At 60.8% G+C, this 14,826-nt stretch carries 15 protein-coding genes; 5 read left to right on the forward strand and 10 right to left on the reverse strand.

The features are described 5' to 3' along the window. Window positions 1–288: 288 nt before the first annotated feature. Window positions 289–1,077: an EAL domain-containing protein gene (locus ACLEJW_RS03720; RefSeq protein ID WP_440777006.1), complete on the forward strand. Its 789-nt coding sequence runs from the start codon at window positions 289–291 to the stop codon at window positions 1,075–1,077. Between the two features lie 205 nt (window positions 1,078–1,282). Beyond that, entirely contained in the window at window positions 1,283–1,483 is a 201-nt protein-coding gene (locus tag ACLEJW_RS03725) for a type II toxin-antitoxin system Phd/YefM family antitoxin (RefSeq protein WP_145186601.1), read from the forward strand. Between the two features lie 31 nt (window positions 1,484–1,514). Here ACLEJW_RS03725 and ACLEJW_RS03730 read toward each other — a convergent pair whose 3' ends face one another. The 5 genes from ACLEJW_RS03730 to ACLEJW_RS03750 form a co-directional block, all read right to left on the reverse strand. After that, window positions 1,515–2,321, reverse strand: coding sequence for a DUF3618 domain-containing protein (locus ACLEJW_RS03730; protein ID WP_440777007.1), 807 nt, complete (start codon window positions 2,319–2,321; stop codon window positions 1,515–1,517). After that, complete coding sequence (locus ACLEJW_RS03735) at window positions 2,318–2,752, reverse strand: phage holin family protein (RefSeq protein WP_313294893.1); 435 nt, start codon at window positions 2,750–2,752, stop codon at window positions 2,318–2,320. The genes ACLEJW_RS03730 and ACLEJW_RS03735 overlap by 4 nt, the downstream gene beginning before the upstream one ends. Continuing rightward, window positions 2,752–3,348 carry a hypothetical protein gene (locus tag ACLEJW_RS03740; RefSeq protein ID WP_313294892.1) on the reverse strand — a complete coding sequence of 199 codons (597 nt, stop codon included), beginning with the start codon at window positions 3,346–3,348 and terminating at the stop codon, window positions 2,752–2,754. Before ACLEJW_RS03740 ends, ACLEJW_RS03735 begins: the two co-directional genes overlap by 1 nt. 132 nt (window positions 3,349–3,480) lie before the next feature. Then, window positions 3,481–3,768 (reverse strand): hypothetical protein, encoded by a 288-nt coding sequence (locus ACLEJW_RS03745; RefSeq protein WP_313294891.1) that lies wholly within the window; start codon window positions 3,766–3,768, stop codon window positions 3,481–3,483. Between the two features lie 91 nt (window positions 3,769–3,859). Continuing rightward, window positions 3,860–5,458 carry a histidine kinase famiy protein gene (locus ACLEJW_RS03750; protein WP_313294890.1) on the reverse strand — a complete coding sequence of 533 codons (1,599 nt, stop codon included), beginning with the start codon at window positions 5,456–5,458 and terminating at the stop codon, window positions 3,860–3,862. A gap of 153 nt (window positions 5,459–5,611) precedes the next feature. Here ACLEJW_RS03750 and ACLEJW_RS03755 point away from each other — a divergent pair, with 153 nt between their 5' ends. Then, window positions 5,612–5,857: a hypothetical protein gene (locus ACLEJW_RS03755; RefSeq protein WP_313294889.1), complete on the forward strand. Its 246-nt coding sequence runs from the start codon at window positions 5,612–5,614 to the stop codon at window positions 5,855–5,857. Between the two features lie 30 nt (window positions 5,858–5,887). On the opposite strand, the gene ACLEJW_RS03760 is transcribed toward ACLEJW_RS03755, so the two are convergent. The 3 genes from ACLEJW_RS03760 to ACLEJW_RS03770 form a co-directional block, all read right to left on the reverse strand. Further along, a complete protein-coding gene (locus ACLEJW_RS03760) occupies window positions 5,888–6,112 on the reverse strand; it encodes a hypothetical protein (protein WP_313294888.1) in 225 nt (74 codons plus the stop codon). A gap of 103 nt (window positions 6,113–6,215) precedes the next feature. Next, window positions 6,216–8,705, reverse strand: coding sequence for an ATP-binding protein (locus tag ACLEJW_RS03765; protein WP_440777008.1), 2,490 nt, complete (start codon window positions 8,703–8,705; stop codon window positions 6,216–6,218). A gap of 340 nt (window positions 8,706–9,045) precedes the next feature. Further along, window positions 9,046–9,318, reverse strand: coding sequence for a PepSY domain-containing protein (locus tag ACLEJW_RS03770; protein WP_145186628.1), 273 nt, complete (start codon window positions 9,316–9,318; stop codon window positions 9,046–9,048). Window positions 9,319–9,500: 182 nt separating this feature from the next. Between ACLEJW_RS03770 and ACLEJW_RS03775 the strand changes: the two genes are divergently transcribed. Then, window positions 9,501–9,743 (forward strand): hypothetical protein, encoded by a 243-nt coding sequence (locus tag ACLEJW_RS03775; protein WP_313455296.1) that lies wholly within the window; start codon window positions 9,501–9,503, stop codon window positions 9,741–9,743. Window positions 9,744–9,772: 29 nt separating this feature from the next. Here ACLEJW_RS03775 and ACLEJW_RS03780 read toward each other — a convergent pair whose 3' ends face one another. After that, window positions 9,773–9,934, reverse strand: coding sequence for a hypothetical protein (locus ACLEJW_RS03780; protein WP_178108317.1), 162 nt, complete (start codon window positions 9,932–9,934; stop codon window positions 9,773–9,775). A 261-nt stretch (window positions 9,935–10,195) separates the two neighbouring features. Here ACLEJW_RS03780 and ACLEJW_RS03785 point away from each other — a divergent pair, with 261 nt between their 5' ends. Further along, a complete protein-coding gene (locus ACLEJW_RS03785) occupies window positions 10,196–10,606 on the forward strand; it encodes a response regulator (RefSeq protein WP_145186634.1) in 411 nt (136 codons plus the stop codon). Window positions 10,607–10,678: 72 nt separating this feature from the next. Here ACLEJW_RS03785 and ACLEJW_RS03790 read toward each other — a convergent pair whose 3' ends face one another. Next, entirely contained in the window at window positions 10,679–14,821 is a 4,143-nt protein-coding gene (locus ACLEJW_RS03790; protein ID WP_313455299.1) for a CheR family methyltransferase, read from the reverse strand. Window positions 14,822–14,826 lie beyond the last annotated feature (5 nt).

Here is a 14,826-nt window from a genome sequence, read left to right on the forward strand (position 1 = left end):
CGGTAAGCCAAACGGGTTACGCCTACCTGTTTTGAAGAGTGTGAAACCGTAACGTCAGTTCCGGAAAATGTCGAATTTCAACAGCTTGGCGACGTTTTTAGTGCGTGGCTGGGCGCTTCGGGAGAATCCGCGGTCTGTGAGGTTCGCACGCGGCCGCCCTGGCGCGTTTCGCGCAGATGCGTAGGACAAATCAGGCGCTCTGGCACACCGTCCCTCGGCTGGCGATTGGCTTATGCTGGATATTCCCGCATGCTGGCAATCCGCCCATACGTACGCCAATGGTAATTCATGAGCCAGCCCGTTTTTCCCCAGCCCTTCGAAGCGATCGGCTGCGCGCAGTGTCGCAATCTTGCAAGTCTGGACTTCGAGATCACCATGGCGTTTCAGCCGATCATCCATGTGCCATCGGGCAAGCCGTTCGCCTATGAGGCGCTGGTGCGTGGTTTGAAGGGCGAGAGCGCAGGCGAGATTCTCGCGAAAGTGACACCGGACAACCTCTACCGCTTCGACCAGGTCTGCCGGGTCAAGGCCATCGAGCAAGCCGCTGCGCTAGGGCTGGGGCGCACGCGCGACTGCAAGTTGAGCATCAACTTCCTGCCCAATGCTGTCTACCGCGCCAGTACCTGCATTCGCGCCACGCTTGAAGCGACACGTACCTTCGGCTTTCCTGCCGATCGCTTGATGTTCGAAGTGACCGAGGGCGAACGAATCGAAGACACCGAGCACCTGAAGTCGATTTTCAAGGAATACGACCGCCAGGGTTTTACCACTGCGATCGATGATTTCGGTTCGGGCTACTCGGGACTGAATCTGCTGGCGGAGTTCCAGCCCAATGTGCTCAAGCTGGACATGGCCTTGACCCGGGGGATCTGCAAGGACCCGGTGCGCCAGGCCATTGTGGCCGGCATCGTTCTGGTCGCCCAGCGCCTGGGTATCACCTTGGTAGCGGAAGGCATCGAGACGGAAGCGGAGCGCCAGGCCCTGAGTGACTTGGGTATCGAACTGATGCAGGGCTATCTCTTTGCAAGGCCGCAAATCAACGCCCTGCCGCTGCTTGAGCGCCTGCACGCGGGCTGATCGGCGAGCTTGCAGCTCAAACTATTCCACAGAACGGGTTTTTGGGGGGATTCTATTCGCGGCAAGCGGGAAATTCGGGATTCTTTGCATGCACATTTCTGTTTGCACGCATCATCATAGTACCCAGCCTGCAGCCTTATCCGGAACGCAGGTCTAGAGGGTGCCATCCCACCCGCCACTCGAACCTCCCAAAAGGAAATCCATCGTGCACCAGGTGAAATACGACCTGTCCGAAGCTCAGACCACCCTTGAATACATTCTCGAACAAGTTATTTACGGAACGGCGGTGGTCATCGTTCGCAACGGCATCGAGATCGCTCGCCTGACCGCGGTCGAGGGTCTGAGTGGTCGGGCAACTACAGTGATGGACTCGCCTTACCAGCTCGCTGGCCAACCCTCAGCCTGACTGCAGAGGGTTGGCGGGATCGGCAATGGACTCAAGGTTTGAAGCCCAACCCTGCGGACAGGTCGGTCGCTTCCTGCGACTGGCCTGCAGGGCTGGGGGATGGTGACCTGGCCTGATCCAGCGATTGCTCCACCGAGGCCTTCACCTCGCTGCCTTTGGCCTTGAGTGTTTCGCTGACGCGATCGCTGCTGGCGCCCATCAGCTGGTCTTCCTTGCGCGTATTGGGTAATGCTGCGCCTATTGCTGCACCCAGCGCGACGCCCAACGCTGCCATCACCAACGGCTGCTCCTTGAGCAACTGGTCGAACTGACCCTTGAGCGCAGCGCCCTGATCGGCGACCTGATGGGCCGAATGGCGCAATGTATCCGCCGACGCGCCTACCGACTCACGCGCACCACCCCCCAGCTCGCTGGCACGGTCACGCATGTCGTGGGCCTTCATCCGTGCCTTGTGACCGACATCATGGACCGCCTCACCGGCGTGGGCGAAAGCCCCCTTGACCGCGTCCACGGCCTCGCCCAGTTTATCCCCCAGGCCTGGCCCATGCTGTGCCGGGCCTGGGTTGAAGGGACGATTCTGATTGACCCCCAACCAAGCCAGGCCCAATACCGTCAGGGTCGCCGGAACCGGGTTGTTCTTCAGCGTAGTCCCCAGGTTGTGGAAGAACTCGCCGCCGTTGCCCTTGGCGTAGGCCAGTACCCGATCCACCATCTGCCCAGGGCTGAGCTGCTGTTCCAGGGCATCGACCAGGTCGCTGATATGCTCACGCTTGGCGTTGATTTCCTGCTCGAGCAAATCCGGATCTTTCTGTGCTTCATGTTCGAACGAGGTGGTCATGGCATTTTCCTCTTCAGCGTGTCCTTGTCCTGTTGCATGGCGTGCAGGGTACGATCGGGTGCCAAGTGCGTAGGCTGGAATTGCTTCTTGCCGGACTGCAGCATGATGAAGCCGATCACCAACGTTACGCCGCCAACGATCAAGGCCGCGAGCCACGGCTCGACCACCAGCGCCAGGCCATACACAGCCGCCAACAGCAGAATGACGAAGCCTGCTAGCATCACAATGGCGCCCGCCGCAACGGCAGCGGTGCCCGCCTTCAAGGTCGCCAGGTTGTGCTGCAACTCGGCCTTGGCCAGGGCCAACTCCTTGGTGAACAGCTCGGGGACTTCACGCATCAGCTGGCGCAACAGGCCGCCGACGCCGACGCCGACTGCATCATCCTCAGGGGAGCGCAAGCCGGGTGTGGTGTGCAAGGGATCCTTGTTCATCATTCTGCTCCTCTGAGCGGGTCGCGTTCGAACGGGCTGCCGCCCACCGGGGTACCCGCCCCGGCACCGATCGGGTCGACAGGCGTGAAGGGTTCGCGGGTCGATACGTCACTGCCGCGATCAGGCGTGCTCGCAGGCATGCTGGATGCACGCTGCCAACGCGTATCGGCTGTGGCGCCTGTGCTGTCATGGCTGGTGCTGGCGCGCATGAACCGTGATACCGCGAAACCGACGGCGACACTGCCCGCCAGGAACAGGGCCGGGTTGCTGCGCGCTAGCTGGGCGCCGCGCTGCAGGAGGCTTTCGGCACTTTCATGACGAACCTGGTTGGCGAACTCCCCGACGTATTCAGCAGCTTGCGTCAGGTATTGCGACAACCCCAAGGTGTCATGCTTCTGCATGGCCGCAGCGGCGGAGCGTGCACCTTCCTCCAGCGAATCGAGCTGCTCGGCGGCCGTATCACGGTACTGCTCGAACTGCTCGCTGCCTTTCTGCCTGGCTTCGCCAAGCAAGGCACCAGCCTCGTCGGTGATGGCATGCACATGGTCCTGGGTACTGCCTGACGTTGAGGTCGAGCGTTGATCGTTAGTGTCCATCGTAACGTCCTCGAAGCGGATTGATCAGGGAATGCCTAATCGTTGGCATCCATTCGGGGGACGTGCCACGTTACTCAGGAGTTCAGCGGATATGATCTATGACATGTGCCTGGCAGGCCAAACAGTGGGCCGCTAGAGAACGCTGCGACGTTGACCGCCGTACAGGCTTTGCCGAGGATGATAGTCCGCGCCGGCAATTGCCTTGAGGAAGCTGCGGTCAGCCAGCTGGCGCAAGTCGCGCCACTGGCGCCAGTCGATCAGGCCCTGGCGGTCCATCTCGTCGGCCAGGCGCAGCAGGGATTCATGGTGAGAACTGGGGCAGTCGCGCCTGCGCTGGGTATCGTCGTAAAGCCCAAACCACTGGTTGAGCACGGCCAGCCGGCGCTGCTCCTGGTCGATCTGCTGGGTGATAGCGTTCATGTTCGCAGCCCTCGCACGCTTTGACGGTCGAGCACAGGGCGTGAGCAAGGTTCACCTGGCGGGCGCAAATGGTCATTGCGCCCGCAGGCGATCAGCCGATACCGGTAGGCCCGTCGAGCACTTGCCGTACGCGCCGGGCCAGGTCATGCGGCTGGCAAGGTTTGGAGATGACTTCGAACTCGGAGCCGCCAATGTCGGTGCGCTCGATCGAGTTTTCCGCGTAGCCGGTGGTGAGCAGTACCTTGATCTGCGGCTGCAAGCGCCGCACCTCCCGCGCCAGCATCACACCGTTCATGCCGCCTGGCATGATCAGGTCGGTGAACAACAGGTCGTAGCGCTCCCCGGCCTGGATCAGTTTCAAGGCCTCGCGGGCGTTGAGCACCATGTCGGCCGAGTAGCCATAGTCTTCCAGCACCATCTTCGCCAGCTCTGCTACATCAGGGCGATCCTCGACGATCAGGACGCGTTCGCTGCCCACGCTGCGCTCGGCTGCGCGCACCGGCTGCTGCTGGACGATCTTGGCATCGTCGACCGGGAAATACAGGCGTAGCGTGGTGCCCTCACCCTCTTCGGTGTAGATGCGCGCCGCGCCACCTGACTGCTTGGCGAAGCCGTACACCATCGACAGCCCAAGCCCCGAACCCTTGCCCTCCTCCTTCGTGGTAAAGAACGGGTCCATGACGCGATCACGAATGCTGGCAGGCATGCCGATACCGTTGTCGGTGACCGACATGCTGACGTAGCTGCCCGGCAGCAAGCCGTCGAAAGAATGGTTGATGTCGGTGACCAGCACGTTGCGCGTTTCGATGAACACATAGGGGCGCTGCCGACCGATCAGGGCATCGCGTGCATTCATGAAGATATTGAGCAGCGCCACCTCCGCCTGGGTCGCATCGATGCGGCAGTTGCGCAGGTTCTCTTCCAGGTCGAACTCGACTTCGACATCCGTGCCGAACGTGCGATCCATCATCGGCCGCACATCGTCGATCAGGTGGTTGAGGTTGAGGACGCGGCCATGCAGCTTCTGCTTGCGAGCAAACGCCAGTAACTGCTTGGTCAGGGTGCTGGCACGATCGACGGCGGTCTGCGCATGGCCGACGCTGCGGCGCACGCGGTTGAGGTCGACCTGCGACTTGTCGGCTTCGCTGGCGATCAGCCCCAGGTAGCCGCCCATCACCTGCAGCAGGTTGTTGAAGTCGTGAGCAATGCCTCCGGTCAACTGCCCCAGGGCTTCCATTTTCTGCGACTGACGCAAGGCGTCTTCAGCGTCGCGACGCCGGCTGACATCCAGTTGCGAGGCGAAGAAGTAGATCAGGTCGCCGCGCTCGTTGAAGATCGGCGAGATGAACAACGCGTTCCAGAAACTGGAGCCATCCTTGCGGTAGTTGAGGATCTCGGTGGCAATGTCGACGCGCTGCTCAATCGCATCGCGCAGGGCATCGACAACGCTCGTGTCGGTGTCAGGCCCCTGCAGGAAGCGGCAATTCTGGCCGATGATCTCATCGCTGTCATAGCCGGTCATTTCCAGAAACGCCCGGTTGGCGAAGATGATCGGGTTATCGTCACGGTTGGGATCGGTGACGATCATGGGCATGCGGGTGGTTTCGACGGCTGCAAAGAACATGTCGTGCGGCAGCTGCGAAATATCCCCTGAAGCTTGGTTGCTGACGCGCGCCTTCTTGCTGGTCACTGGGACCTCCTTGATCGATGCATAGGCCGGATTCGATCTGGACAACCGTGATAGGCAGGTTGCTCAACCTTCACCGCTCGATGCTCGAAGCGGTGAACCTCAGGCGTTTTTATCCTGTCCCACGTCGAAAGGCAATCGGCTGGGAATGGCGTTATGGATGTATGGATGGACCTGCTCGAATGGCCGGCAATGGCCTTGACCGTACTCGCCGCCTGGTGCATCGGCTCAAGGCGTCCAGCCCGACGCAAGCTGGGCTTTTGCTGCTTCATTGCAAGCAATGTGCTGTGGGCCATCTGGGGCTGGCAGGCGCAGGCGTGGGCACTGATCATTCTGCAAGGGTGCCTGGGTGTGATGAATCTGCGTGGATGGAAGAAGAACACCGCGATGGAACCGGGCTAGGCGCCCGGTCCGGTTCAGCCTTGGGCAGGATCAGCGCTTGGCCTTCTCGTCGACGCCTGCCAGGCGGCGATTGATCTCTTCAGTCTGCTCTTCGAGCTCCTTGATCGAGGTGGGTGTGATCACCTTATCAACCACTTCGGTATCCGGATCCGGCGACTCCAGCACCGGGCTCGGCGCCTGCTCTCCGCGCTGCGCCTGATCAGACGAGATAGGGCGAGGGACTTTGTCGCCAGTAGTGCCGTCGGTATGTTTCATGGGCGCTCCTTGTATGAATGAGGTCTTTTCAAAAGAGCGTTGCGGCACGCAAAAAGTTTTATTTCGCTTACAGTTGCGACGCAAAAATACCTCAGCGCCCGGCTCAAGCCAGTTGCAGCATCTTCGCCACTTTTTCCAGCAACAGCTGGGTGTCGAAAGGCTTGGTCATGACCGCCGTACTTGGCGTGAGAAATCCTCCCTTGAGTACAGAGGCTTCGGCGAAACCAGTGACGAACAGCACCCGTAGGTCCGGCCACTGCGCACGGGCGGCATCGGCCATCTGCCGACCATTCAAAGCGCCAGGCAGGCCAACGTCGGTGAGCAGAAGATCGAAAGCGGCACTGCTGCGCAGCAGTTGCAACGCCCCCGCACCCTCCTCGGCTTGCTCCACCTCATAGCCTGCCTCCCTCAAGGTTTCGACCATGGTCATGCGCACGATGGGTTCGTCGTCGACCACAAGGATGCGACTGCTATGGGCGACGGGCGCCCTATGCGTTGGCAGCTGGCTGTCTGTCTGTGCTGGCTGCTCACCTTCATGGCGTGGCAGGAACAAACGCATGGTAGTACCGACGCCCTCCCTGGAGTGCACGTCTATCTGACCTCCGGATTGTCGAACGAACCCGTGGACCATCGATAACCCAAGCCCGGTGCCTTGCCCAAGCGGTTTAGTGGTGAAGAAAGGATCGAAGATACGCTTGATATCCTGGGCCGAAATGCCGGCGCCGGTATCGGCCACGCTGATCAGGATGTAGTCGCCGGCCGGAAGATCAGCCTGCAACGCCGCGGCACCTGCGAGTTCCACCACCTGAGTGGTAATGGAAATGGCGCCGTTGCCACCTGGCATCGCATCGCGTGAATTGATCGCCAGGTTGAGCAGTGAACTTTCCAACTGTACCGGGTCTATGCGCGCCAGTCCGGTGTCGGGCGCCAGGTGCGTGATCACCGAAATAGCCGGGCCCACCGATCGGTTGATCAGGTCGACCAGGTCCTCGACCAGGGCGTTGATGTCGGTAGGCCGGGGATCCAGGGTCTGGCGGCGGGAAAAAGCCAACAGACGCTGGGTCAGCGAGGCGGCACGTTTGGCACTGACCTGAATGCCATTGAGCAGCCGCTCGCTATTGTCGGTTCGGCCCTGGCCCAGGCGCCGAGCGAGTAGATCGGCGCTGCCGAGGATGGCCGCCAGGATATTGTTGAAGTCGTGCGCAATGCCTCCGGTGAGCTGGCCGAGGGCTTCCATCTTCTGCGACTGACGCAAAGCCTCGTTGGCCTGGGACAACTCTTCGGTACGCTGCGCAACCCGATCTTCGAGGGTCGCCTTGGCCACTTGCACTTCACGGTACAGCTGAGCGTTATCGATGGCCACGGCGGCTTGGGCGGCGAGCGAGACCATCAGATGTTCGTGACGCTCGGTGAACCGGCCAGGCTCCGAGTGTCCGAAGAACAACCCGCCCAGCACGTCGCCGGTGCGCGAAACCACCGAAATCGCCAAGTAGCTGCGCACGGGCAGGTGGCCTTCGGGCATGCCATGATGCGGGGCAAGTTGACCGTAGCGCGGGTCGCTGAGGATATCCTGCGAGCGCACCACGCCTTCATTACGAAACGTTGGGGCGAACACAGGCGTCGCCCGCGGATGCCCGAGTTTCTCGAACGCTGAGCGATCAGCCCCTGACAATGTGTAGAGCTTGAGGTGAGCCCCGGCTGCATCGACTTCGTTGGCGAAGTAGGCGCCGTAGGCGGCACCGGTCAGCGCCATGCCCGCGTCTGTCAGGTTCTGGACGATGCGCTCGAGGTTGAGGTCGCTGGCGAATGCTGCATTGATGTCGCGCAGGATCCCCAGGGTCCGGCTCTCCTCCCGCAAAGCCTGCTCGACCTCGACGCGATTGGTGACGTCGAAGCCCTCGCAGAATATGCCGGTCACGACACCACTGTCGTCGAACACCGGCTCATAGACGAAATCGAGGTAACGGGTAGCCTTGCCCTCGCTACCCCAGTACAGCGAGATGGCGGTTCCGGTAGCCACGAACCGTTCGCCCGAGGCGTAGACATTGTCGAGCCAGGCAAAATAGCCCTGCCCGTCCAGATCGGGGAACACCTCGCGGACCGATCTGCCCAGGTAGCCGCGATCACCGAAGCTGCGGCGAAACGCTTCGTTGACGAACTCGAAGATGTGCTCCGGACCACGCAGAATGGTGATGAACCCAGGCGCCTGATCGAACATGCGCCGGTCGCGCCCAAGTGTGATATGCGAAGGCACAGGTTCCATCGCCGACAGATGCACTTCCTGACCCTGCACCAGGATCCCCGCCACTTCTCCATCCGGGCCACGAAGCGGACTGAGGCTGAACGCCCACGGCTTTTCTCGATCGAGCCTGACCGGAAACTCCGAATCGGACAGTAACAGCAGCGCGCCCTTTTCCAGCACGACGTCGAGCTGCAAGGCCACGCGGGCCCATACTGATGTCCATACATCGTGGGCGGAGTGCCCTAGCGCCTGAGGATGACGATGCCCCATCGCCGGGATCCAGGCATCGTTGTACAGCACCCTGCGCTGCGCACCCCAGATGATCGCCGAAGGGAGATCGGAACTGAGCAAAAACGCGTACGCCTGAGCAAGGGCCTCTGGCCAAAGCGCTCGGTCACCCAGCGGGGTACGCGCCCACTCAGTACTTGCCAGCGGCTGCGCAGAGGCAGTGGATGAACAGGTCGTAGCGTTATCCGTCGGGCGTTGGTCGTCGCAGTCCATGATCAGTGGTCGCCGGGGCAATACGGTGAATTTATACCTTCATGCCAGGTTGAGCACACCTGGCCGCACTTGTTCCATCCGCTGAACAAGGCAACCGACCAGCTACCGGGTGAGATCGGGTCCAGCTACTGGACGAAAAAAACCCGCGCACCGGGCGCGGGTCGCTCATGGAGCAACACCCGCCCTATGATCAGTTGTCGAGCTCATCCTTGATGATCTTGCCGTCGCGCGGATCGACCTGGAACTCATACTGCTTGCCGTCAGCCTTCATGCCTTCACCTTCCCAATGACCATCGTCGGCCTCAATCTTGGTGATCTGGGTGTAACCAGCGCCCTTGAGCGTGGCTTCTGCCTGGTCCTTGGTCACTTTCCAATCCGCACCAGGCTGGTCCGCCCAGGCCGAGGAAGCCGCCATCGCACCTACCATTGCCAAGCCGGTGAACACTCGGGTCATCGCTTTCATCGTCAACATCCTTTTTCAGAGGGTTGATGATCCGACTCGCCGTGGCTTGCCGGCGTTCATTCTTTCTGACCGCCCGCCCCTGCCTGGATCCGACTGTCGGGAATGTGCCGGCCCGGCTTCACAATGCCTGAGCAGCTGGTAGTGTCAGATCGAAGGGTTGCAGGCAGGGTCAAGGAGGGATCATGAATAAACTGGACGCTATCCGTATCACAGCGCAGCTCAATGCGTGCGGGCAGGCGCTGCGCTCGCTGCGTGCCTACGATCAATGTGCCGATCGCCGGACAGCAGCCGAGCTCTACAAGCTAAGGCTGCGTGCTGAATTTCAGTACAACGCCCTGAAGGCCCTGCAGCAGCGAGACCACCACTCTGACCCCGAATTGGACCAGTTCAACTGGCTGCTGGCGTCAGAGGACTCGTCAGCCTGACGATAATCGGCCTCTGATCGCTACCACGCTCAGAGCGCCGTTTCGCCGTCATCGTCAATATCGATGTCAGCCTCGTAGGCGTCGGTCGCGTCGGCGTCGTTCAACGGCGGCGAGGTAGGTTTGAGGGGGTCATTGATATACGGCACCCCGCTAGGACCCTGTTCTTCCAGACCTTCGGTTTTCGGCTGCATGGTTGTTCCTCCTTTAAGCAATGGAGCCGCCAGGTATCCAGGGGTTCCGGCTTTTTGACTGCGCAAGCGCATTTTTTGCGCCGCTGAGATCGAACGCCGCCTCTAGAGCCCGCTCGGTTCAGGAAAAATCAGAGCGGACACTGAATTTTTCACAACGCTCGGATGTCTTAGTGATAGCGCACTGCTACCACCCTGCCCAGGCCATATCACAATGGCTGGACATTCAACCCGTCCAAGCGTGCGCTGGGCGTGAGTATCGATATGAAAACGTTTGATCTAGCCAAGTTGCGTCCAGCCATCTTGTTGGTAGAGGACGAGCCCATCATCCGTGAGCTGTTGGCCTACGCCTTGGAAGACCTGGGTGCCGTCGTGACCCAGGCCGAAACGGCCGCCCAAGGCCTGCAGACCTTGCAGACGCAGTCATTCGCGCTGCTCCTCACCGATGTAAGGACTCCGGGGTCGTTAAATGGCCTGGAACTGGCGAAGATCGCCGCACAGCAATTTCCACGAATGAAGCTCATGGTCACCAGTGGCTACTACGACACTATCCATCAAGCCTTGCCTGAAGGGGTCAAGTTTCTGCCCAAACCGTGGACCCTTGAATCGCTGGTCGGCGCGATCGAGGAGCTGCTCGCGCAACCGGCCGGCTTGGCCATGCAGCCTGCCGCCTAGCGTACAGGTGGCGAGCTGCGCGACGGGCTGAGCCAGCTCCGCCAGTAATCTCCTCGTGAGGCAACCCCACCTTCACTCCAACGCTGCCTTGCACAACGACTCGATGGCGCCCACTAGCTCGTCGTACTGCACGGGCTTGCTCAAATGCCGATCGAACAGCATGCTTTTGCCGCTGGCCGGATCAGTTGCCGTGGCGTAACTCGTGAGGGCAATTGCCGGCGTGCTGCGGTGAACCTTCCCGGCTCTGAGTGCGCCGACGAGCTCATGACCGTCCATTTCCGGCATGCCGATATCAGTCACGATGACGTCGAAACGCTCCTGCAGCGTCTGCTCCAACGCCTGGCGCGGGTTGTCATAGCTGCAAACCACGGCATCCTCCATTTCCAGCAGCATGCGCAGGACATTCAGCACCTCAGGAGAGTCATCGACGAGTAACACCTTGATGCCGCTCAAGCGCCCCTGCTCCTGATCAATCGCCTCGCTTTGCGGGCCACCGGCGAGAGGTTTTGCCGAGAGTGGCAGCGCGACACTCAACGTGCAGCCGTGGCCGATCCCGGCAGAACGTGCAACCACCGAGCCGCCATGGGCCTGCACCAACTGGCGCACCAGCGCCAGGCCAATACCCAATCCCGCGCGCTGATGACCTGCGTGCATGGGCTTGGCCTGCCTGAACAGATCGAACACCTGCTCGAGCTCGGCGCTCGCCAACCCTGCCCCGTTGTCGCTGATGTCGATATGCGCGTGTAGCTCGACCTGACTCAGAACGATCCCAACCTTGGCCGATTCACCGCTGAACTTCAGCGCGTTCTGCAACAGGTTCCAGATCACCTGTTCCAATCGCGTCGGGTCCGCCTCGACAATCAGCGCGGGCGTGTTCGCGCAGGGTTTGTCAAAGCTGATTTGCGCCCGGGGATACTCCTCGCTGATCACCGCATGGATATCGCCCAGCATGGCGCCCAGGTCGATGAGGCGGGTTTGCAACTTCAACTTGCCTGAGCGGATGCGTGCGACGTCGAGCAAATCGTCGATGATACGTGCCTGGCTGGTGACGGCGTCGCCAATCGCAACCACCGCCTTGCTGGCATGCTCGCTATTGCGCACCGTGGGTAGCCTGCGCAGGATTTCGGCATTGAGCTGAATGAGGTTCAGCGGGTGCTTGAGTTCATGGGACATGAGCGCAAAGAACTCGTCCTTGAGCGTGAGCGGACTCTTGCTCTCGGCGAGCTTCTTGCACTGCTCATCATGCAGGCGCTTGTGACCGGTCAGATCGCGGGCGATCTTGACGAAGCCCTCGCCGCTCTGAGCACGCAGCAGGGCGATTTCACCGCTGCAGAAGAAGCGGCTACCGTCCTTGCGCAGGTGCCAACGCTCGTCTTCACCACGGCCATGCTCCCGGGCGTTGCGCATTTCTGCCTGCGCGACCCCCGCGCTGCGGTCCTCAGGGGTGAAGATCAGTTCGATGGAAGCGCCGATCACCTCCTCGGCGCTGTAGCCGAACATCAACTGGGCGCCGGTATTCCAGTCGGTGATGAGACCGTGTCCATCGAGGATGATGATGGCGAAATCATGGGTGCTTTCGGCGACCAGGCGCATGCGTTCCTGGCCCAGACGCAGATCGTCCTCGGCCTCGCGGCGCTTGGTAATGTCGATGAACGTCAGTACCGTGCCATCGATGTGGTCCTCGCTCGAGCGGTACGGCAACAACCGGGCAATGTACCAGCGACCATCCGAGCTGCTGACTTCTCGTTCGAGCATGGTCAGCGACTCATAGACCGAAGAGGCGTCTGCGGCGAGCTCCGGGTAATCGAGCCGGTGTGTGATATCCAGCAAGGACCGGCCGGTGTCCACGGGCAACATGCTGAAGATTTCCTTTGCACGGGGCGTGAACCAGCGGATATGCATGTTGCGGTCGACGAACACCGTTGCGATATCGGTCGAGGCGATCAAGTTGGCCAGGTAATCGTTGATCTTGTCGGTTTCCTCGACCTTGGTTTTGAGCTCGTAATTGACCGTCAGCAACTCCTCGTTGATCGACTGCAGCTCTTCCTTGCTGGTTTCAAGTTCTTCGGTCGCTGAGCGCAGCTCCTCATTGATGGCCTGCATCTCTTCATTGGAAGCCTTCAGCTCCTCGCTGGAAACTTCCGATTGCTCGATGGTTTCCTGCAGGTGCAGCTTGGTACGCTGCAGCTCGTTCTCCAGGCTGACCAACACCTGGTTTTCGCTCTGCGAATCCAGTTCGAGAAGTTCGGAAACCGGCGTGACGGCGCTGATGTTGAAAACGAGAGTGCGCACGTCCTGATCGGTAATCTTGTCCTTGAACGGGCGCGCGGTGATATCGACCAGGTAATCGCCTTCGGCGTCGTTGATCCGAACCTTGCGCGACAGCGCCGGCTTGCCACTGTGCTGCACCTGGTACAGCGTGGTGCGCAGCTCCAGGCGCAGCTGCGGCATGATCAACACCAGCACGTTGCGCCCAACTTCACCGGTGACATAACGCAAGAACTTACCGGCGCCCTCGTTCATGTGCAGGATGTCGCCATTGGGATCAACGATCATGCTGGGCGGCATCTGTTCGGCCATGGCTCGCTGGTGAATCTCAGCGTAGGAGAATTTGCGTGCAGGCGGCAACATCGGCGGCGGCACCGCCAGGCTGGACAAAGAAAACCCACCACGCGGCATCGAAGGTGCGCGGCGGCTGGCATTGGTTCCGGCGCGGGCGCGGAAGATCCGGTTGCGTTTGTCGACCGCCGTGAACAGCTCGGGGCAGGCGTCTGCTGATTCCGACGACCCCATGAACAAGTACCCGCCCGGCTTCAGGGCGAAATGGAACATTTGCAGCATTTGGCGCTGGATATCACGGTCCAGGTAGATCAGCAGGTTGCGGCAGACGATCAGGTCGATCTGGGAAAACGGCGGGTCCGACAGCAAGCTGTGCTTGGCGAACAGCACCTTCTCGCGGATCTCCTTGCGCACTCGGTAGTGCTCGCCCTCCCTGAGAAAGTACTGGCGCAGCCGTGTCGGTGGGACATCGGTGATGATCGCCTCGGGATAGGCGCCCGTGCGGCCTACGGCGATCGCACGCTCATCGATGTCGGTGGCGAAGACCTGGACCTTGACCGGATTGCTTTCAAGCTTCTGATGCTCGGTACACAGAATGGTCAGGCTGTAGGCTTCTTCGCCGGTGGAGCATCCGGCCGACCAGATCCGCACCTCGTCCTTGAGCGTGTTTTCGTCTTCGGTCGCCATCAGGTGCGTCAGCACATGGCGTTCCAGCGCTTCGAAGGCTTCGCGGTCGCGAAAGAAGTTGGTCACCCCGATCAGCATGTCGCCCAATAGCTGCTCGGCTTCATCGACGTTGCCTTCCAGGTACTGGTAGTACGCGGGCAGGTCAGGTTGCGCCGTCACCTGCAAGCGGCGCTCGATACGCCTGAGCACCGTCGCGCGCTTGTAGTGCTTGAAATCGTGCCCGGTGCGCTTGCGCAACAACAACAGGATATCCAGCAGCACGCGCTCGGCGAGCTCGCGCTCATGTTCAGGCGAAACGCTGGCGACCTTCATGTCATGGGGAGCAGGAATCTTGATCGCACGGGTGTTGCGCCACAGATCGACCAGCTTGTGCGGAATCTCCGCTACCGGCAGCACCGCGTCGACCATGCCGGTAGCAAGCGCGGCCAGCGGCATGCCATCGTACTCGGCATCGTCGGGGCTCTGCACAATGGTGATGCCGCCCTGCTCCTTGATACGCGAAAGGCCCACGGCGCCATCGCTACCGGTGCCGGTCAGCACCAGGCAAAAGGCGAATTCCTTGTGCGCATCGGCCAGATCGCGGAAAAACAAATCGATCGCTACATGACTGCCTGCTGGACGGCTGGCGGCTGTCACCCGCAGGTAGCCATCGGTCATCGTCAGCTGGCTGGCGGGCGAGATCACATAGACATGATTGGCTTCGATGGGCGCGGCATCGGTGACCTGTTGCACAGGCATCGAGGTAGACGCCTGAATGATCCTGTCGGCAACGCTTTCATGGTCCGGTGACAGATGCAGAATGATCACGAAGGCCATGCCGCTATCGGCCGGCATATGCTCGAAAAACGTCCGTAATGCGGCCAACCCGCCCGCCGAGGCACCGATACCGACTACCGGAAAACGCAAATGGCTGGGTACGATGCCGGCACGCTCGGGCAGGGAAGTCGGGCCGTTGGGGGACGCAGTCATGTGAA

The sequence above is a fragment of the Pseudomonas sp. SMSB3 genome, from assembly GCF_052041965.1.
GTDB lineage: Bacteria > Pseudomonadota > Gammaproteobacteria > Pseudomonadales > Pseudomonadaceae > Aquipseudomonas.